This window comes from Paenibacillus bouchesdurhonensis (assembly GCF_900155685.1).
GTDB classification, from domain to species: domain Bacteria; phylum Bacillota; class Bacilli; order Paenibacillales; family Paenibacillaceae; genus Fontibacillus; species Fontibacillus bouchesdurhonensis.
On record NZ_LT732548.1, the window covers coordinates 2,211,145 to 2,229,738 of the forward strand.

General features: G+C 47.3%; 19 protein-coding genes and 3 tRNA genes. 17 read left to right on the plus strand and 5 right to left on the minus strand.

The genetic code is table 11. The annotated features are described in order from the left end of the window. Positions 1 to 146 precede the first annotated feature (146 nt). Positions 147 to 1,778 carry a glycosyl hydrolase family 18 protein gene (locus tag CZ379_RS14120; RefSeq protein ID WP_110932197.1) on the minus strand — a complete coding sequence of 544 codons (1,632 nt, stop codon included), beginning with the start codon at positions 1,776 to 1,778 and terminating at the stop codon, positions 147 to 149. A gap of 207 nt (positions 1,779 to 1,985) precedes the next feature. Here CZ379_RS14120 and CZ379_RS14125 point away from each other — a divergent pair, with 207 nt between their 5' ends. The 9 genes from CZ379_RS14125 (at position 1,986) to CZ379_RS14165 (ending at position 10,228) form a co-directional block, all read left to right on the plus strand. Beyond that, entirely contained in the window at positions 1,986 to 2,846 is an 861-nt protein-coding gene (locus CZ379_RS14125; RefSeq protein ID WP_110932198.1) for an ABC transporter ATP-binding protein, read from the plus strand. Next, positions 2,809 to 3,915: an efflux RND transporter periplasmic adaptor subunit gene (locus tag CZ379_RS14130; protein WP_110932199.1), complete on the plus strand. Its 1,107-nt coding sequence runs from the start codon at positions 2,809 to 2,811 to the stop codon at positions 3,913 to 3,915. Before CZ379_RS14125 ends, CZ379_RS14130 begins: the two co-directional genes overlap by 38 nt. Then, positions 3,915 to 6,812: an ABC transporter permease gene (locus tag CZ379_RS14135; protein ID WP_110932200.1), complete on the plus strand. Its 2,898-nt coding sequence runs from the start codon at positions 3,915 to 3,917 to the stop codon at positions 6,810 to 6,812. The genes CZ379_RS14130 and CZ379_RS14135 overlap by 1 nt, the downstream gene beginning before the upstream one ends. 7 nt (positions 6,813 to 6,819) lie before the next feature. Beyond that, positions 6,820 to 7,713 (plus strand): ABC transporter ATP-binding protein, encoded by an 894-nt coding sequence (locus CZ379_RS14140; RefSeq protein WP_110934387.1) that lies wholly within the window; start codon positions 6,820 to 6,822, stop codon positions 7,711 to 7,713. Further along, entirely contained in the window at positions 7,710 to 9,212 is a 1,503-nt protein-coding gene (locus tag CZ379_RS14145; RefSeq protein ID WP_110932201.1) for an ABC transporter substrate-binding protein, read from the plus strand. The genes CZ379_RS14140 and CZ379_RS14145 overlap by 4 nt, the downstream gene beginning before the upstream one ends. Beyond that, entirely contained in the window at positions 9,212 to 9,514 is a 303-nt protein-coding gene (locus tag CZ379_RS14150; protein WP_110932202.1) for a hypothetical protein, read from the plus strand. Before CZ379_RS14145 ends, CZ379_RS14150 begins: the two co-directional genes overlap by 1 nt. A 68-nt stretch (positions 9,515 to 9,582) precedes the next feature. Beyond that, positions 9,583 to 9,656, plus strand: a tRNA-Met gene (locus CZ379_RS14155). Between the two features lie 20 nt (positions 9,657 to 9,676). Then, a tRNA-Ile gene (locus tag CZ379_RS14160) sits at positions 9,677 to 9,750 on the plus strand. A 178-nt stretch (positions 9,751 to 9,928) separates the two neighbouring features. After that, positions 9,929 to 10,228 carry a hypothetical protein gene (locus CZ379_RS14165; protein ID WP_110932203.1) on the plus strand — a complete coding sequence of 100 codons (300 nt, stop codon included), beginning with the start codon at positions 9,929 to 9,931 and terminating at the stop codon, positions 10,226 to 10,228. Between the two features lie 123 nt (positions 10,229 to 10,351). Here the strand turns inward: CZ379_RS14165 and CZ379_RS14170 are convergent, their stop codons facing one another. Further along, positions 10,352 to 11,197: an MBL fold metallo-hydrolase gene (locus CZ379_RS14170; RefSeq protein WP_110932204.1), complete on the minus strand. Its 846-nt coding sequence runs from the start codon at positions 11,195 to 11,197 to the stop codon at positions 10,352 to 10,354. Positions 11,198 to 11,594: 397 nt separating this feature from the next. Between CZ379_RS14170 and CZ379_RS14175 the strand changes: the two genes are divergently transcribed. After that, entirely contained in the window at positions 11,595 to 11,783 is a 189-nt protein-coding gene (locus tag CZ379_RS14175) for a hypothetical protein (protein WP_110932205.1), read from the plus strand. A 19-nt stretch (positions 11,784 to 11,802) separates the two neighbouring features. Here CZ379_RS14175 and CZ379_RS14180 read toward each other — a convergent pair whose 3' ends face one another. Beyond that, positions 11,803 to 12,363 (minus strand): 5' nucleotidase, NT5C type, encoded by a 561-nt coding sequence (locus CZ379_RS14180; RefSeq protein ID WP_110932206.1) that lies wholly within the window; start codon positions 12,361 to 12,363, stop codon positions 11,803 to 11,805. A gap of 130 nt (positions 12,364 to 12,493) precedes the next feature. On the opposite strand from CZ379_RS14180, the gene CZ379_RS26225 reads away from it, so the two are divergent. Further along, complete coding sequence (locus tag CZ379_RS26225; protein WP_199925612.1) at positions 12,494 to 12,649, plus strand: hypothetical protein; 156 nt, start codon at positions 12,494 to 12,496, stop codon at positions 12,647 to 12,649. A gap of 16 nt (positions 12,650 to 12,665) precedes the next feature. On the opposite strand, the gene CZ379_RS14185 is transcribed toward CZ379_RS26225, so the two are convergent. Both CZ379_RS14185 and CZ379_RS26230 read right to left on the minus strand, forming a co-directional pair. After that, complete coding sequence (locus CZ379_RS14185; RefSeq protein ID WP_110932207.1) at positions 12,666 to 12,887, minus strand: DUF2905 domain-containing protein; 222 nt, start codon at positions 12,885 to 12,887, stop codon at positions 12,666 to 12,668. Between the two features lie 79 nt (positions 12,888 to 12,966). Beyond that, a complete protein-coding gene (locus CZ379_RS26230; RefSeq protein ID WP_199925613.1) occupies positions 12,967 to 13,113 on the minus strand; it encodes a hypothetical protein in 147 nt (48 codons plus the stop codon). 252 nt (positions 13,114 to 13,365) lie between these two features. On the opposite strand from CZ379_RS26230, the gene CZ379_RS14190 reads away from it, so the two are divergent. The 6 genes from CZ379_RS14190 (at position 13,366) to CZ379_RS14215 (ending at position 18,527) form a co-directional block, all read left to right on the plus strand. Continuing rightward, positions 13,366 to 13,451 (plus strand) — tRNA-Leu (locus CZ379_RS14190). Positions 13,452 to 13,596: 145 nt separating this feature from the next. Beyond that, on the plus strand, positions 13,597 to 14,280 hold the full coding sequence (locus tag CZ379_RS14195) for a uracil-DNA glycosylase (RefSeq protein WP_407668668.1): 684 nt from the start codon (positions 13,597 to 13,599) through the stop codon (positions 14,278 to 14,280). A 127-nt stretch (positions 14,281 to 14,407) separates the two neighbouring features. Continuing rightward, entirely contained in the window at positions 14,408 to 16,636 is a 2,229-nt protein-coding gene (locus CZ379_RS14200) for an Ig-like domain-containing protein (protein WP_110932208.1), read from the plus strand. A gap of 223 nt (positions 16,637 to 16,859) precedes the next feature. Further along, on the plus strand, positions 16,860 to 17,759 hold the full coding sequence (locus CZ379_RS14205) for a ComEC/Rec2 family competence protein (protein ID WP_110932209.1): 900 nt from the start codon (positions 16,860 to 16,862) through the stop codon (positions 17,757 to 17,759). A gap of 5 nt (positions 17,760 to 17,764) precedes the next feature. Then, positions 17,765 to 17,980, plus strand: coding sequence for a DUF3006 domain-containing protein (locus tag CZ379_RS14210; RefSeq protein ID WP_110932210.1), 216 nt, complete (start codon positions 17,765 to 17,767; stop codon positions 17,978 to 17,980). 25 nt (positions 17,981 to 18,005) lie between these two features. Further along, on the plus strand, positions 18,006 to 18,527 hold the full coding sequence (locus tag CZ379_RS14215; RefSeq protein WP_110932211.1) for a DinB family protein: 522 nt from the start codon (positions 18,006 to 18,008) through the stop codon (positions 18,525 to 18,527). Positions 18,528 to 18,594: the final 67 nt, after the last annotated feature.

Genomic DNA, 18,594 nt, shown 5'->3' on the forward strand with positions numbered 1-18,594 from the left:
CGGCCGAGAAGGGGATCGTACAGCCGGATGATTTATCTCTGCTGAAATCCTGGCGCGAAGATCCGGCATCATTCGCAGTATAAATCAAAGCAAAAGAACCATTCCCGTGTGTCAGGGAAATGGTTCTTTTTTTCAAGTTTATAAGTTTAATAGAATGAGTACGAGAAATAACGATCAGCATTACTAAGACTTGTCCAAATCTCCGGTGTCTCGCCTCCGATATGCCAGTAGGCAAAGCCAGCGATGCCTTGCTTTAGGGCCATCTGGTATTTTAGCGATAGAGAGCGGGAATCCTCCAGCCATATTCGCTGGGTCGCTCCAGAGGAGGTATAGGTGGCGATATACTGAGACAGCTTGTCATTCCATACAGGGCGAAATTTAAAGCTATGCATCAGATTGGATTGTTCATGAAGTGTAATGTCCGTTGAGGCGATAGCAGCCACTGAGGTGCTATTTCCTTTGATCCTCCAATCGCGGTTATAAAAGGGCAGTCCTAGAATGATTTTATGATTAGGCACATCCTGCCGCAAAGTATCAAGACCGCTGCGCACCCAAGGCAAGGAGGCGACAGAACCAGCATACGGACTGCCTGACCAATGCTCGTCATATCCCATGAGTACGACATAATCGGCATATTGCCCTATGGCCTCATAATCGAAGGCCGCTGTCCAGTCCGTACCAAGCTCAGGCGACACGTTGACCGACAGAATTGCGCCTGCCTCATGCATTTGCTCGCTAAGCTGTTTGATGAAGCGGGTGAAGTATGAACGATCATCGGGGTGTATATTCTCAAAATCAACGTTGATCCCCTGCAGGCCATATCTTTGTACAAGCGTGATGAGACTGCGAGTAAAGTTTGCCGTTTCGGTCTGCGAGGACAGGAGATTGTGCGTCGCTTCCATATCAAAACTGTTCCCTAGCATAGCCCATACCACTTTGTTATGCTGCTTGGCCCACTTCAGTAGCGTCATGTCCGTATAGTCGTGCAGCCGCCCGCTTCCTTCCAGGAAAAACCATCGGGGCGACATCACGTTAACATTGGATTTCAGTATGCTCTGCTCGTACTGCTCGGCCGTCTGTCCATATTGCCAGCCGAGCTGGATTTTGGGAGGGATAGGATCGTCGAATTCTCCGTTCCACGGCTTATGATGCAGTACGCGATAGAGAAGGGAGGCCGCTTCTTGACGGGATAAGGGCTGCTTGGGTTGAAAAAAGCCCTCGTGTCCGACCATAAATTGAAGCTTGGTCACTGATTTTACATAAGGAAGCGCCCAGGATGCAACTTCCGATTGATCCCGGTATGCGGGCAGCGTGGAAGTGAGGTCGGGCTGCTGTTTGAATGCCCGTACGATCCAGGCTGCAGCCTCCTGGCGGCTCAAAGGCCGATTAGGGCTGAACGTTCCAGGGCCTGTTCCGGTGGCAAGCCCGATTTCGGTGGCTGCTTGTATGTACCCGTAGTACCATAAGGATGAAGAAACATCACTGTAAGCTGGTACTTTGGCTTGTACGGGACTAAGACGGAGTAGGCGAACCAGCGTTGCAAGAAATTCCGCCCGGGTGATCGACTGTGCCGGGGCAAATATATTCGGCTTGATTCCCGTCATGATATTGTCGTTATACAAAGCCACAATCTCATCCTTGGCGTAGCTGGCATCTATGTCCTGGAAAGGATTCGCCTGCTTGATGGCTAGGATAGGCGGTTGAAACTTGCAACTAATATAAACAAATAGCGTTAGAGTTAATAGAAGTACTATTTTAGTGTTCATGCGGCGGTTCATGACAATTATCCCCTTTATTTGATAAAGTTTGGGCCAAGGCCATCTTAACAAACTTACGTCTGTAGTTCAGTGAATAAATAATGGAAATAAAATCTCAATATCGTAAAAAATGTTGTAACTTTTTGCCATGAGATTTCGTTTATAATGCTAGACGTGATGGAATTCATAGAGGCGTTAAAATTAGGAAGCATAGGAGACCGATAGACAATGATGCGATGGCTTCGCAAAACTGTAAAATCAGAACAATCCGATAATGTGAGCGTTATCTCAAATGAACCTCCGCAAGAAGAGCCTATTGAACTGCTTGACGATGCGGAATATGGTCATGAAGAAGTTGCCGCCACAGATGTGTCGACAGCGGAAACCGGGAACATCGTAGAATCCGTCGATTCTTCGGAGACTATTTTGTCTGTAAGAGAGGTTCACCGGATGTTTCCGGTAGGCGGGACTGAGCTTCATGTGCTTAAGGGCATTAACATGGAGGTGCGATCCGGCCAGCTTGTGATGCTAAAAGGAAGATCCGGCTCCGGGAAAACGACACTGCTTAACATGCTGGGCGGACTGGATCAGCCTACGAAAGGAGAAATACTGTTTCGGGGGCAGCCGTTGCATCGACTTAGCGATGACAAGCGTACGATTCTGCGCCGTGACCAAATCGGGTTTATCTTCCAGGCCTATGCCTTGCTGCCGCTATTGTCGGCATGGGAGAATGTAGAGCTGTCGCTGCGTATGGCGGGCGTGCCTTCCAGCCAATGGAAGGAGCGTGTAACGCAATGCCTCGAGCTGGTTGGACTTGGAAAAAGGATGTTTCACCGCCCGTTCGAAATGTCCGGGGGAGAGCAGCAGCGCGTAGCGATTGCCAAAGCGATTGCGCATCGTCCCAAGCTGCTTTTAGCCGATGAACCTACGGCGAATTTGGATTCCCAAATGGGCGCGCAGGTAATGGCCGTATTCAAAAATATCATACATACGGAACAAGTGACGATTTGTATGACTACTCACGATCCTACAATCTTGGAGGTAGCAGACCATGTTTATGAAATGGTGGATGGAAAATTTATTGAATAAGAAATCATGGATTCGGACTTTAAGTCTGGTGTCTTTATGTATTGTTCTCATTGGCGCATCCGGCTGCGGATTGCTGCCGAATGAAGAGGAAGAGGAGGATCTTCCGATCATTACCCCGCCGACGATTTCAAAGAAACCGGAATACGAGGTGCGAAAGGAACCGATCGAGCTAGATGTGAAGGCTACGGGAAAAATACTTAGCCAGCGGGAGGAGCCGCTATATTTTTCCGACGATAAGGGTGCAACTCATATTAAGAACGTCAGGGTGAAGGCAGGGGATAAAGTTGCTGCCGGCGATATTCTGATCGAGCTTGACGTTGAAGATTTACAGAAGCAGCTTCGCAAGAAGCGCCTTGATTTCCGGAAGCAGGAAATAGCGATGAAAGAGGCGCTGCGTACGAAGGATGAGAAAGAGGAATACGAGTTCGAGGAATCCGCAATTGTATTTGAGGAAGCTAGGCAGGAACTGGTGGATCTTGAACAGCAAATTGCCGACGGTACTTTGAGAGCGCCGTTTGCGGGCACTATCGTCTCCCTGAAGGCAGAGAAGGGCGGAACGATCAAGGCTTATGAGTCTTTGGGCGTGATTTCGGATACTTCTGCGCTCGTTGTTGGAGCCACCTTCAGCAAGGAGGATTTGGAGAAGCTCGCAGTAGGGATGAAGGCGGAAGTAGATATCAACACGTTCGGCAAGTTTAACGGCAAGGTTAAAGTTATGCCTTCAGCTGTCGATAGCGGAGGGAATAACAGCAACAACGGGGGAGGCCAAAGCGGAAACGCACCCGAGAAAGATTCTATTGATAAATATTTGATCGTTGATTTGGAGAAGTGGCCTGAAGAGTTGGGACGAGGAACGATGCTGACCGTGAGGATCGTTACCCAGCGCATTGAGGATGCGGTGTTGATTCCGATTTCAGCACTGCGCACCGTCGGTTCGCGTACGTATGTACAGGTGATTGAGCCGGATGGAACAAAGCGTGAGGCCGATGTGGAAGTAGGGATTCAAACTTCAACCGATGTGCAGATTGTTAAAGGACTAGAGCCGGGGCAGAAAGTAGTGGGTCGCTAATGGGTGTTCCTTTAATACGCTTGCTGTTCCGCAAAATGTGGAACACGAAATGGCTGACGCTTAGTACGTTATTAGGACTTGTCGTCGCTGTCTCATTCACGGTGAGTATTCCGATGTATTCGGACGGCGCGTTAAAGCGGGTTGTCTCGAACTCCTTAAAGGAAGAAAGTAAAGGCTTGCCCGCAGGTTCGCTATTGATGAGCTATCAGGCAGCGGGCGGTGCGAAGACGGATTTTGCCGGGCTGGAGAGCGTGCACTCTTACATTATGGAAGAGGTGCCCGACGAGATTGGATTTCCGCAGCAAGCTTACGTCAACACACGCTCGATACGCACGTCCGAAGTATACCCGCAGGATCCGACCAAGGTGGACGCCAGCCGCAAGAGACCGATGTCCATCGTCTCTATGAGCGGCCTGACGGATCATATTTCCATCACGAATGGGAGTGCATACTCGGATAAGGTGGAAGACGGGGTTATTGAGGCGCTGATGCTGGAAGAAGCGATGTTCCGCCAAGATTTGCATGTAGGCGCAGTGATGGAATATCCAGTGATTGGTAAAGCGGATCTGACCCTTAAAGTGAAGATCGTAGGTACTTTTCAGGCTCTGCAAGAGAGCGATGCTTATTGGTATCAGGGCTTTGAAGGTATGATGAATCAGTTCTATGTCAGTGAGAAAGCATTTAATGAAGGATTGCTCCAAAAGTTATCCGTACCGCTTCATAACTCAGGATGGTACTATGCGTTTGATCTTCGAGAGATCAAAACGAGTCAGCTGTCGCCTCTTCAGAGCACGCTGGATCGTCTGAACGTGGAGCTGTACCAGAAGCTGAAGGATACGAAGGTGGATATCTCCTTCGGAAGCCTGCTGAATGATTTCCGCAAACAAAGCCTGCAGATGCAAACGCTGCTGTTCACTTTGGCCGCGCCGATGATTGCTATGGTATTCTATTATATCGTCATGAATGCGCGCCAATCGCTGGACAAACAGCAGAGCGATATTGCGGTGCTGCGAAGCCGGGGGGCTTCTACAAAACAAATCGTATTCATATACCTGCTTGAGGGGCTGTTGCTTGGGCTGGCGGCGATGATTATAGGACCGCTGCTCGGATGGTTTATGTCGAAGAGCATTGGCGCAGCCGATGGCTTCCTTGCCTTTGTCAATCGGAAATCGATTCCGGTCGGTTTTAATATGGATGCGATCGCCTTGGGCGGAGCGGCCGTCGTGATTGCGATATTGGCTACGTTGATTCCAGCCATTTCGTATGCGCGATCTTCCATTGTCAATGCCAAGCAAAAGCAGGCCCGCTCTGACCGGAAACCGGGCTGGCAGCGATATTTCTTGGATATCGCCCTGCTTGGCATAGCCGGCTATGGCTATTATTTGTTCCTTGATCGTCAAATGATCACGTTTCAGACAGGAATGACCACGGATGAGCTGCAGGTGCAGCCATTTCTATTCTTTGTGCCTGCGATAGCCATTTTCTCTATGGGTCTGTTCTTCCTGCGCGTCTTCCCTTGGCTGCTCAAGCTGATCGGCTGGCTTGGGAAGAAGTGGCTGCCTGTTCCTTATTATTTGAGTTTGACCCAGTTATCGCGTTCGTCGACATCGTATTATCCGTTGATGATTTTGCTCGTATTGACGCTAGGGCTAGGGGTTTACAATGCTTCTGCTGCCCGGACGATCGACGTGAACTCGACGGAGCGAACGCTTTATAAATACGGAGCGGATGTCATTATGCAGGCTGTGTGGACAGGAACGCCCGAGAAAACGACGAAGCCGCCGACTCAAGGACAGGGGAATGGCCAAGGCGGCGGACAACAGGGGGGAAATCCTGGTGCCGGCGGCGCTGGCGGTGGAGGCGGTGGCCAAGGCGGCAATACGCCCCCAGCGAAGATCGTATACAATGAGGAGCCGCCATTTCAAGCTTTCCGAGAGCTTGATGGCGTGAAGCACGCGGCACGCGTGCTGCAAACGAAAGGGAATATTATCGTCTCGGGCCGATCGGCTGGCCAGGGTACCCTGATGGGGATTGATAATGTTGATTTTGCGGAGGTCGCTTGGTTCCGAAATGACCTGTTTCCTGCGCATCCCAATCAGTATTTGAATTTGCTGGGAATGAATGAAGCCGCCGCGATCATTCCGTCCAATTTTGCCGAGAAGCATAAATTGAAGCAGGGCGATATTTTCTCTGTATCTTTAACAGATGGCGCTATTGATTTGGCGGTATATGGTGTTGTTCCCTATTGGCCGAGCCAGTATCCGGACGAGAGGCCATTTATTATAGCAAATTTAGACTACATCAATGATCAGCTTCCGCTCATTCCTTATCAGGTATGGCTTAAGATGGAGGAAGGGGCTAAGGTTGCACCACTGATGGAGAAATTGAAGGAAAAAGAAATTGATCTGTACTCGGTAGAGGATGTGCGCAGCGTATTGGCTACTCAGAGCAAACATCCTACCCGCGGCGGTGTCTTCGGGATTCTTAGCCTTGGGTTCCTCGTATCGGTCATCGTCTCTTTGATTGGATATGTGCTGTACTGGTTCTTTAATTTGTCAGGCCGAGTCGTTCAATTCGGTATATTGCGGGCGATGGGGCTGTCGCGCAAGCAGCTGACGTTTATGCTGTTGGCCGAACAAATATTGACAGCGGGCTTGTCTATTGTGCTTGGAATAGCCATTGGCAAGGTCGTCGGCAAACTGTATTTGCCGTTTCTGCAAACTGCCGATAACGTAACGACCCAGGTTCCGCCGTTCAGGATCATCTTCGATTCCAAGGATACGTTCCAGCTATATGTTGTCGTATTTGTAATGCTGGCCCTGGGAGCCGGGTTGCTGTTCTGGCAAATTCGAAGACTGCGTGTTCATCAGGCGGTCAAGATGGGAGAGGAGCGGTAAGATGGCGATGATTCATTGCGAAGGACTCGTTAAAATTTTTAAAACCGAGGATATCGAAGTCGTTGCGCTTCAAGGGCTGAACTTAACCGTGGAGCAAGGAGAAATGATGGCGATTATCGGGAATAGCGGCAGCGGTAAATCTACGCTGCTGAATATTCTCGGCGGACTTGATCGGCCTTCTGCCGGCCAAGTGAGCGTTGGAGGCTGGGACTTGCTAAAGATCCAGGATGAGCAGTTAGTCGAATACAAGCGCAATACAGTCGGGTTCGTCTGGCAGAATAACGCTCGTAACCTCCTCCCGTATTTGACGGCACTGGAGAACGTGGAAATGCCGATGCTTCTATCCGGCAAGCTGGATCAAGCCTACGCGAAGCAATTGCTGGAGTGGGTCGGTCTGAAGGATCGGATGCATAACAAACTGCATCAGCTCTCCGGAGGGGAGCAGCAGCGTGTAGCCATCGCGATCTCTCTGTCTAATCGGCCAAAGATGCTGCTGGCGGATGAGCCAACGGGCTCTGTGGATACGGCGACTTCGGATCAGATTATGCGAATTTTCCGGGAAGTGAACAGGGAGCTTGGCATCACCATTGTCATAGTTACTCATGACCTGGAATTGGCAGGGAAGGTAGACCGTGTCGTTGCCATCCGGGACGGCTTAACAAGTACGGAGTTCTTGAAGCGCAACCCGAATTTGGATCAGGCCGGTGAAGCCGGGATCGGTCAGCAGGGCGGACTTCAAGAGGTTCATGAAGCATTCGTCGTGGTAGACCGAGTCGGCCGCCTTCAAGTTCCAAAAGAGTATTTAGAGGCCGTCGGCATCGGGGGTCGAGCCAGCATGGAATTCGATGGGGACAAAATTGTAATTACGGCACCTAAACCATTAGAGGGGGATAACAAATGAACAGCAGGTATGGTGGGAAAGTTAGAAAGGTACTGACCCTTGCTTTGGCTGCAAGCTTAACCGTAGGTTTGTTAGCTGGCTGCAGCACTACCAATAAGGGAAAGGACAGTACAGAAGAGAAGGTGCTCCGTATCGGCATGCTGCACGGCTCGAATGATGATTCTTGGTTCCGGCAGCAATACACTGATATTTACGAGTTCAACAATAATGTGCGAATCGAAATCGTGCCGGCGGTTGATTCATCCGAATACCGTTACAGAGATTATAGCAAGGAGCAGTATGTGGAGCCGGACTATTATGAGGGTATGAAGAAATTGATGACGAGCAGTAATCCGGTCGATATCGTCATTGCAGATACAAGTACCTTGAAACGTCTGGCAGAAGAGAATTTGCTGAAGCCGCTTGATCCGCTGATTCAGGAGGATAAATTCGACACCTCCGATTTCGTGCCTGCGGTTATCGAATCGATTAAGGATATTGGCGGAGATAACAAATTGTACGGACTGTCTCCAACCTTCAGCTCGTCCGCGTTGTATTTTAATAAGAAAATATTTGCGGATGCAGGCATTGAGCCGCCTACGGATGGTATGACATGGGAAGAGGTGTTCGACAAAGCCCGCCTGGTCTCCAAAGGGGAAGGGAAGGAGCGGGTATACGGCTTTTCCTTCAACCGTTACTTAGGAAGCGAGCCATATTGGGATATGCAGTATAGCTATGTATCCACAATGCAGCTAAAAGTATACGATGAGAAGGCAGAAATGATGACCGTAAATTCGCCGCAATGGCAAAGAGTTTGGGAAACCATCAGTAAGCTGGCAAAAGATAAAATTATCCCAAGCTCGTCAAACATGAATATGGAAGAATATTACTCGGAGGAGAATTACAGCCCGATCAGCGGCGATTTGTTCTTGTCGGGCAAGCTTGCCATGATGCTTGGCGAGAGCTATTACATTAATGAGATCGCGGAAGCGAATAACAATGCGGATAAGATCAAAAACTTTAACCCGGTAGATTGGGATATCGTAACAATGCCAGTTCATCCGGAAAACCCGGGTGTCGGAGGGAATATTTGGGTTGGCAATACGTTCTCAATCAACAGTACGGCGCCGAATGCCGAGGCTGCTTGGGATTATATTAAATTCGTAAACGGAGAAGATTTCGCGAAGCTGAGATCCCGCAGTAACACGTACGAAATGGTGTCCCGCAAATCCTATATCACACAGAAGGCAGGACTATCCTACAACATCGAAGCATTTTACCAGTTGAAGCCGACGCCGCCGGATAGCGCCGCCGAAGAAAAGCTGAAGCGTGACATTCCAGGGCTTAATAGTATACCTCATTCAGGCAGACCGCACTTCCAGGAAGTGCTTGAGAACAAGAAAACACCGGAAGAAGCACTTAAAGACTGGGAAGAGAAGGGAAATAAAATGCTGTTGGAGCTTAAGAAAAATCCAAAGGCGCAGTTTAATGAGGATGGCACCGTATATGAAATGCAATAATGAAAAAATCTCGCTGGATTTTGCTCCAGCGGGATTTTTTTTTGCTCGTTCTTGGGTATTCTATAGTTGTGATGGCATCGCATGACGATGTCAACCACATGTTCATCGACAAAATATCTGAAGGGCAGGAACATCAAATGAAATGGGTGTACTTCAACAAGTTGTATAGAACAAAATTCCAGGCCGGCTGCTTGGCTAAGAGGCTAGTTCAGGACGGTTGGATATACGGATTTGAGGAAATGAGGGAGGTGGAAATATTCCGCTCGCGCAAAGGAAAATATGGCGTTCGCTTTATTCCATAAATTTTAATATAAATGCTTGACGAGATATGTGGATATCGTGTATATTATTAGTTGTCGCTATTTATTGACGCGGGGTGGAGCAGCCCGGTAGCTCGTCGGGCTCATAACCCGAAGGCCGCAGGTTCAAATCCTGCCCCCGCAATTTATTGTCACCCCGTTCCCGGGCCCTTAGCTCAGTTGGTTAGAGCGGTCGGCTCATAACCGACTGGTCGGGGGTTCAAGTCCCTCAGGGCCCATAGTCTAGTAAAAACCCTTGCTGAGCAAGGGTTTTTTGCTGTATGTAGGGTTGGTAGATTTGCTCTAGTAAAAAGAACCGTGAACATCGGTTTGCCAATGCCCATACCAAAGGTACAGAGAATAATTATCCCAAATAAAAAACATAATAAAATCAACTTAAAAAAGGAGGTAATTGATTTGGCTGTATCTGCTTTTTTGGAAGTATACATCCCCTCTGGTCAGAAGCAAGCTCATACTGTTGATATTGATGGGAATTTTGATGCGGAGTGGGGGGTTGAGGTGAATGCTGTTAATCCCCACGAAGCGGAGATTGATAGGATTAGAAATTTAACAATTACAAATAGTAATTTCAATTTTAAAAGCCTGTATTTAAATGAAACAGGGTACTTTATTCAGATAAAAATGAATAACACTGACTTCCATGTTAGTGAGGCTACTCCACGAACAGAATTTCGAGTTATCCATCGTTCCGTTTAAATACTGAAAAAGATTGATTTGGTAGTTCATTGCCCCCGCTTGCCATTTCGAGAGACCAAAGGCCCTGCCGTCAAGGCTGCAGGGTCTTTTTACTCTTATGTGCTCGTGGCTAATGATGATATTTTAATTTAGATACTTTCCGTAATCAGGTACAGCAATCTGATCAAACTCGTTAACAAGTTTCTCCAAGCTTGTGGTTAGCAATTCACCTGACATGGGTAACCCATGTCCTGTAATAGCTACTTCAGGCTTCAGCGCAGCTAGCTTAATAACCGATTTTTTGGCAGCCTCCCAATCTGTCGTCAGATAGCGAGGAGGACCGCTTATCTCTTGTTCTTGAGTGAACACTTTGTACAGATATTCTTGTTTCACCGTAACGAAAGCATCTCCAGCGATTAATGCCCGGTTGTTCTCTTTAAATAACGAAATATGCCCTGGAGCATGTCCTGGAGTATGAATCCATCTAAACCCAGGCATATGAGGGACTGTACCATCAGATGGTAATGCTTGAACGTGATTCCCCAAATTTATCGGTTCATTAGGGAACATAGGGGACATTTTCGCCACCATACCCCCTTCCACTGTCGGGTCTGGCTCCGGGTAGCTTTTCTGGCCTGTTAGAAAAGGCATCTCCATTTGATGGGCATAGACCGGTACCCCCCAATGTTTGACAAGTTCAATCACACCCCCGACATGATCAAAATGGCCATGAGTCAAAATGATCGCTTTTGGTCGCCTGTTTACACCAAATCGTTCTTCGACGGCAGAGATGATCTCGTTAGCAGACATCGGCATTCCCGCATCTACTAAAACAAAATCCTCGGTGTCCGGACTCCCCACTAGACAGATGTTGACAATTTGAACAGTATAACAAAATAAATCGGGCAGCACCTCAATTCCAGTACCACTTCCTAATGAAGTTGTTGGAATAAACTTATAGTCATTTCCGTATTCCATTTCCGGATTCATTTATACCATCCCATCTTTAGATTTTAAATATTCTCGGTTTTATTATGTGCTATAACCCAAGCGTCTCATCCATGTACTTGTAATCAGCCTGGTAGTCACGCGTTTCTCCAGCTCCGAAAAAGTGATGTTGGATTTGCGCTAGTGAAAATGACTTCGAACAATTGGGGGGATTTGGAAACAGGCGGGAAATAATGGGGTAGACAGGGCGTTGACAAAGTGATACTTGGGCGGAAAAATTCAGTGTTAACGTACCTATGGTTTCATCATTAAAGGCTTGCGCTTTCAAAATAAATTAAGGATGCCGCCAATCCAAGAAATTGAGCCAAGCATGATGGCAACGATTAATAATGAGTGAAATGGCAAAGGACATTGCAGGCCCTGCGGGGAAGAGGGGAACGTGTGGCTGGGAGCAAACGGGAAGTCAATGGAATGGAATCGGGTCGACTGTAAAACACATGGGGAGCTTGAATATACATTTGGAGATTACAGCGATGGACGTTATGCCTGGGAAATGACAAATGTCCAGAGGATGGAAAAACCAGTGCCGGTCAAAGGTATGCAGGGCCTGTGGAATTGGGAGGAGTAACCGAGGAAAGGTAGAATAATCACCCCTCCTTGGATGTCAACATTTGATCGACTAAGTCGCTCATCCCTTGCCAGGAATCTTTGAGCTGATATTCATGTTGTATGTGTGCGTTCCAAGGGCGAGGGATCAGGATCGTTTCTTTGCCAGCTTCACTTGCGGCGATAATGTTATGCGGGCCGTCATCGATCAGAAGGTCAAAACCGATCAGATATTTGCGTTTCCCGACAAAAAAGTTCTCATAAGGGATGAAGGGAAGGTGCTTCTGCATCCAATTCCATTTCTCTGGAACCGAAGCGGGACGGGCCGCGGTAATCACAATAACATCGTATTGTGTAGTCATTTTGCGAATTTCTTCGATGGTATGCTCATCAAAGATGTCTAACTCCTCATACAGGCCGGGTCTGCCGAAGAAGGCCTCCTCTGTGCATTCCGGGTGCCAGATGCTGCTGAGATCGAAGCTGGTGACCTGCTCCATCATCAGTTGAAGGCTTGGATATTGCGTATTATGATAATGAAGCGCCTTAGGTATTAAATGACAAATGGTGTCGTCCATATCAATGGCTACAATTTTTTTGCTCATTTATAGTATATTCTCCTAGATGTATAATGTAATTGATTTTATTAATGATTGTAACGAACATCAGGTTAGTTGGCAATGAAACGAATGTCTGGAAAGGCTCAAGCATAATGAAGTCCAGGAGGTGAAAGGCTTGAAAAATGAATTCTATGTCGGTTGGGGAACGCTTGCCTTAATTAACGCCGGTTTAGCACAGGGAAAGAACAGAAGTGGACTCAACTGGTTCCTTCTCTCTTTATTGCTCGGGCCAATTGCAACTTTTATTCTTGTAATTTCTGCGAAAAGATAAAATAGAAGTTAGTTGCTTACTTCATAAACCATCTGACGATATAGCCAATCAATGACAGTACTACACTGATCAGAATACAGGTTACAATAGGAAAGTAAAATTTCACATTTCCTTTATCGATGATAATATCGCCTGGCAAGCGGCCAAGGTGGATAAATCTGCCGAGCACCGACCAGAGCAAACCGACGATAATAAGGACGGCCCCGGCAATGATTAATATTTTTGGCATATTGTTCACGGAGTTCTCCCCCCTTGGCCCAAGAAACTATGTTATTTACAAGAGGGGAGCGTTGCATTACCCCATCCTTAGGCTCTAACTATTCCTCTGATTCTTCGAAGGCGATTAGAGTAATCTTATTTCCGGTCGCATCAGCGATGGCAGCCTCGGCCTTTTGTATAATAGCGATGGCTTCTACTTCATGATTCAGCGGGGCAATTTTATATCGGTCTGTCGAAATATCCATTACATAACCTCCAGTTAAAATATGATCCATCATATGTATTGTATCCAGACATTATGGCTTGATGTAAAATATTAAACAAGAAGCATGAGGATAATCCTACCATTAACCTACCAAATAAAACGGCAGATGGCTATATGCCGAGCTGCATTCTTTGTTTTATCAAAAAGAACTTGAAACTCTGTCAAATATCGTGCTATAATCAATAACGCAGGAATTTTTCCAGCTTTGATTTTGGCAGGCGCGTATTTATATGCCGGGGTGGCGGAATTGGCAGACGCACAGGACTTAAAATCCTGCGGTAGGTGACTACCGTACCGGTTCGATCCCGGTCCTCGGCATTACATGTTTACTGAAAATCGCACGGCTCTCGCGTAAGCAAGGGTCGTGCGATTTTTTTTAACAGCAATTTATGTGAGTCAGTGTTATCTACTAAACTATAGGGCTTATTTATAATATAGTGAAAGCTTGGAGGAGAGACGCAACATGATGAACATATTCGGCAACGATTGGGATCAGGTACTTGCAGCGGAGATGGACAAGCCGTATTTCCATGAGCTGATGAATTGGCTGGATGAAGAATACAAGGGGCATGCGATCTATCCGCCGCGTCCGTATTTATTCCAGGCTTTGAAACTGACGAGCTACAGTAATACAAGAGCCGTGATTCTAGGGCAGGATCCTTATCATGGCGCGGGGCAGGCGCATGGGCTGAGCTTCTCCGTGCTGCCGGGCGTGAAAATTCCCCCATCGCTTCGCAATATCTACAAAGAGCTTTCGAGTGATTTAGGGATTTCCATTCCCGAGAAAGGGACTCTGACAGCTTGGGGTGAAGAAGGCGTGCTGCTGCTGAATACGGTGCTGACCGTCCGTGAAGGACTTCCCGGCTCGCACCAGGGCAAGGGATGGGAGAAGTTCACGGATGCGGTCGTTGAGGCCTTGAACAGAAGAGAAGAGCCTGTAGTGTTCATTCTTTGGGGCAACCATGCTCAGAAAAAAGGAGCGCAAATCAATACGGAGCGCCACCTTATTATAGAATCGGTTCATCCAAGTCCATTGGCGGCGCGACGCGGCTTTTTCGGCAGTCGGCCCTTCTCTAGAACAAATCTTTTTCTTGAAGCTCAAGGTGAGCGAGTGATTGATTGGGGAGCAATAAATTACCAAAAGTGACACGAAAGTAGGACGAAGGGATTATTTTTAATGAAAAAGGTTACGAAATTAATCCTAGTTGACGATATAATTTTAATAGGGCTGGAGTTTAATTCCGGCAAAAAGTGACAACAAAGGAGAGAAATGGATGATTCCAAATAGGAAAATGACGAAGTGGCTCCTCACCATGGCGCTGCTCATTGCCGCTGTATTCCCAACTAGCGTCTTTGCCGCCTCCGGCGATGTCTTATCAATTGATATTGAAGGCTCCGGTGCAACGCTAGAAATGACAGTGGGCAAGGGAACGAAGCAATTAAAGGTATGGGCTACGGTAGAGGGATCCAGCGTCAAGAAGGACATGACCCGTGCGGTTAGCTGGTTATCGGATCAACCTGAGATCATTAAAGTAGATAACGGACTTCTAACGCCGTTAAAGAGCGGAACCGCGACGATCACGGCTGTTTATAACGAATCCGCGGTAGATGTGATTACAGTTAAAGCGGTAGACACATACAAAGACTTAACTTTGGAATATTCGCAAAAAGGTAAATACAAGCTAGGCGCGAATGAGAAAAATCTGAATGTTACAGCGCAGGCTGTCATTGCGAATACGGACGGCGAACTTGCCGATGTGACGCAAGATGCGGAGTGGTCTACTTCGAATACGTCAGTACTTACGATTAATAAAGGTAAAATCACGCTTGTCGGAGAAGGTAAAGCGACGATTACCGCCAAATATGCCGGTTTGACGGCTTCTTTTGAGGCTACTGTCACTTCTCCATACACCGAATTGAATCTTGTGTATGCCAGCAACGACGAGCAGGCCGAGGACATTGAGTTGGTTGTTGGCGATGATGAGCTCGCAATCAGGGCGAACTCCATTCTAGCGAGCGATCATTCGACGCTAGACGTATCCAGCAAGGCTGAATGGTCGACTTCGGATAAAGGCGTTGCCACGGTTGAGGGTGGCAAGATCAAAGCCGTTGCCGTAGGTAAAGCGACGATTACAGCTGAATACCTCGGAGCAAAAGGTCAAGTGGACGTATATGTACGCACCCCACATGAGGTGATTGTACTTAAACCTTCATCCGACCAAGCGCTGTTCATCGGCGAACGTTTGGAAGCAAAAGCTGAAGTCAGAAGCAGTGCTAATGCAACGGATGAGGTAACTGCTGCGGCCGAGTGGACATCTTCCAATCCTCTGGCTGTAACGGTAGATAAGGGAGTAATCTCTCCTAAGGCTGTAGGTACCTCTACGATTAAAGTAAGCTATCAGGGCATCAGCAAAAGCATCAAGGTAACGGTGCAACCGACGATTACGAAGCTCGAAGCTGATAAGTCGGAGCTGGAATTGTTCAAGAACGAATCGATTAATGTACCAAAAATAAAAGCAACGAAGCTGGATGATGAAGAAACTGATTTCAGCAAGGAAGTTGTTTGGACTTCGAACAATGAGGAAGTTGTTAAAATTGAAGATGGCAAAATTATAGCGAAGGATGCGGGTACGGCCACGATCATTGCAAAACTGCCTGAATCCAAGGTTACAGCCGATTCTGCACTCGCAATTCGCAGCAGCTCGGTTGAAGTACAGGTTACTATAAAAGAAAAAGTACTTGCCCTTATTAGCGAAGAGGAGAAGCTGAACCTTGTCGTCGGCGAGGAAAGCCCTTTTCCTAAAGTAGCGGTTGTCTGGGAGAACGGAAATGAAGAGGCAGATATCGCAGATGAGATTACCTGGACAGTATCCAATAGCAATGCGGTGATTAAAGATTCCGATAGCGGTAAAACGATCAAAGGCTTGATTAAAGGCTCTGCGACGTTAAAAGGAACATACTCAAACAAGACGATCAGCATTCCGATCTCCGTCGAGCAGAAAATTACGAAAGTCGTCGTAGAACCGCTAAATATCGAGCTTAATCTTAAAAGATCCAAGGCGATTAAAGTGACCGGGTACTATTCGAATGGACAGAAAGTAACTCTATCCTCCAAAATGAATTGGCAGTCATCCAATACAAATGTAGCTACGATCAGTTCTACATCGGTTAAAGCCGTTGGGGAAGGATCTGCTACTTTGGCTGGATCCTATCAAGGTCATAATGTTACTGTCAATGTCAAGGTTGTGCCTAAGCTGACCAAGCTGACCGTAGACGAGAAGAAATTCACGTTAGCCCCTGGAGCAAGCAAATCGGTCGTCGTAAAGGCTGAATATGATACGGGCGTGACCTCCGTTGTAACTGGAAGCGCGGAATGGACTAGCTCCAAGCCATCTGTAGCCAAGGTAACAGCCGGAAAAATTGAAGCCGTAGGCAAAGGCACGACGTCGATCAAAGGAAAGTTCGGCGGTAAGACCGTAACGATATCAGTAACGGTGAAATAAAGGAATTATATTCACCACTCATCCCAATATCACTCCAAGCTAGAAAGGCACTTCAGCGATGATTCGCTGAAGTGCCTTTTTGCTCATATTCATAAAACGCAGGCAAAAGGCTAACGGTTGATTCTGATTAGAGCATCGAATATAATAGGAGGAACAAATGTTCTAATTTATTCGTTGTCATGGCGTGAGGTTAGAGCAACTAGAAAAGGACAATGATTAGTCAATGAAGAAACGTTATACGAATTTTAAGTTTAGTGCAATTATTGTCATGAGTTTTTTGGCTATGCTGTTGATGTTGTCTGGCTGTACTCTGGAATGGGAATTGGATTATCCGGCGAATTCGGACAGCAAGTCGACGGTGAACTCGGATCGCCTGCGCGTCATTTTTCTCGATGTCGGCCAGGGGGCATCCCAACTGCTGATCAGTCCTTCCGGGAAGACGATGCTGATTGATGCGGGGAATAATGATCGAGAGCAGGCCATGCTCGATTATTTAAAGCAGTACGGCGTCACACGTCTTGACATCATAATCGGGACGCATCCGGATGCGGATCATATCGGCGGATTGGATCGGGTAATCGACCATATCGATGTTGGCGAAATTTATATGCCTAAGATTCAAGCGAATACGAAGACCTTCGAATCTTTGCTTCTTTCGATTAAGAATAAGGGACTCAAGGTCAAGACGGCAAAGGCAGGCCTTGTGCTCGATTGGGATGACGAGATCGAGGTGACGATGGTTGGCCCCGTCAATGTCTCAGACAGCAGGAACAATATGAGCGCTGTAGTTAAAGTGGTCTATGGCAATACGTCATACTTGCTAACCGGCGATGCCGAGCGCGAGAGTGAGAAGGATATGATTGATTCGGGAGCAGATTTGCAAGCAGATGTGCTGTTGATTGGGCATCATGGCTCCAAGTCTTCTTCTACGTTAAGTTTTCTGAAGAAAGCTGCACCGCAATTCGGAGTTATCCAGGTCGGCGACAACAATTATGGACATCCGACTTCGACTGTATTGGATCGGCTTAGCAAGCAGGGAATTGAGGTATACCGCAATGACCTGCATGGAACCGTGGAAATTGCTTCAGATGGACATACATACCGAATCACGACCGAGAGGTGATTGGAATGATGGTAGGAATCATTGAAGGTTTTGAAGGTGAATATTGTATTATTGAAGTGGACGGCAATACGAGGGACGTGCCTCGCAAGCTGGTGAATGCCAGCGTCAAAACCGGCGACGTTGTGGAATGGAACGGGAGCGAGTGGAATACGAATGTCCAGCAGACGAAGGAACGAAGCGACTATATGAAATCTCTGATGGATGACGTATGGGACGATTAATTGATCTATGTTTGGAGGATGAGTTATGAAATTGTCTAAGCCCCAACTTGGGGAGTATCCCGAGCATTTTGAGGAATATATTCGTGAAGTGCCCGAGAGTCAGTTGTTATCCCTATTGGAGCTTCAGCCAGAGGAAGCTATGCTTAAACTGGGGACGCTCTCAGAGGAAGCCGGCAATTATAAGTATGACGAGGGCAAGTGGAGCTTAAAGGAAGTCCTTGGGCATATAAACGATACGGAGCGCGTGATGAGTTATCGGCTGCTGCGGATTGCCAGAGGGGATAAGACGCCGCTTCCGGGCTTTAGCGAGGAGTTGTTTGTTAGTCATGCGAATTTTGATCGCTTGTCGATCATACAGCTTCTGAAAGACTTCTCGACTGTCAGAAACGCTACATTAACCCTCGCCCGACAATTGGACGATGAAGCCTGGCAGCGAACGGGGACTGCGAGCGACGAACTTATTTCCAGTAGAGCGCTGGCATATCTTATTGCCGGTCACGCGAAGCATCATTTTAGGATCATTCGTGAACGCTATTTACATCATTAACATGAACTTTTAATTTCAGTATTTTGAATGGACTAATTAATTGCGGACTGCTCATTGATGAGCAGTC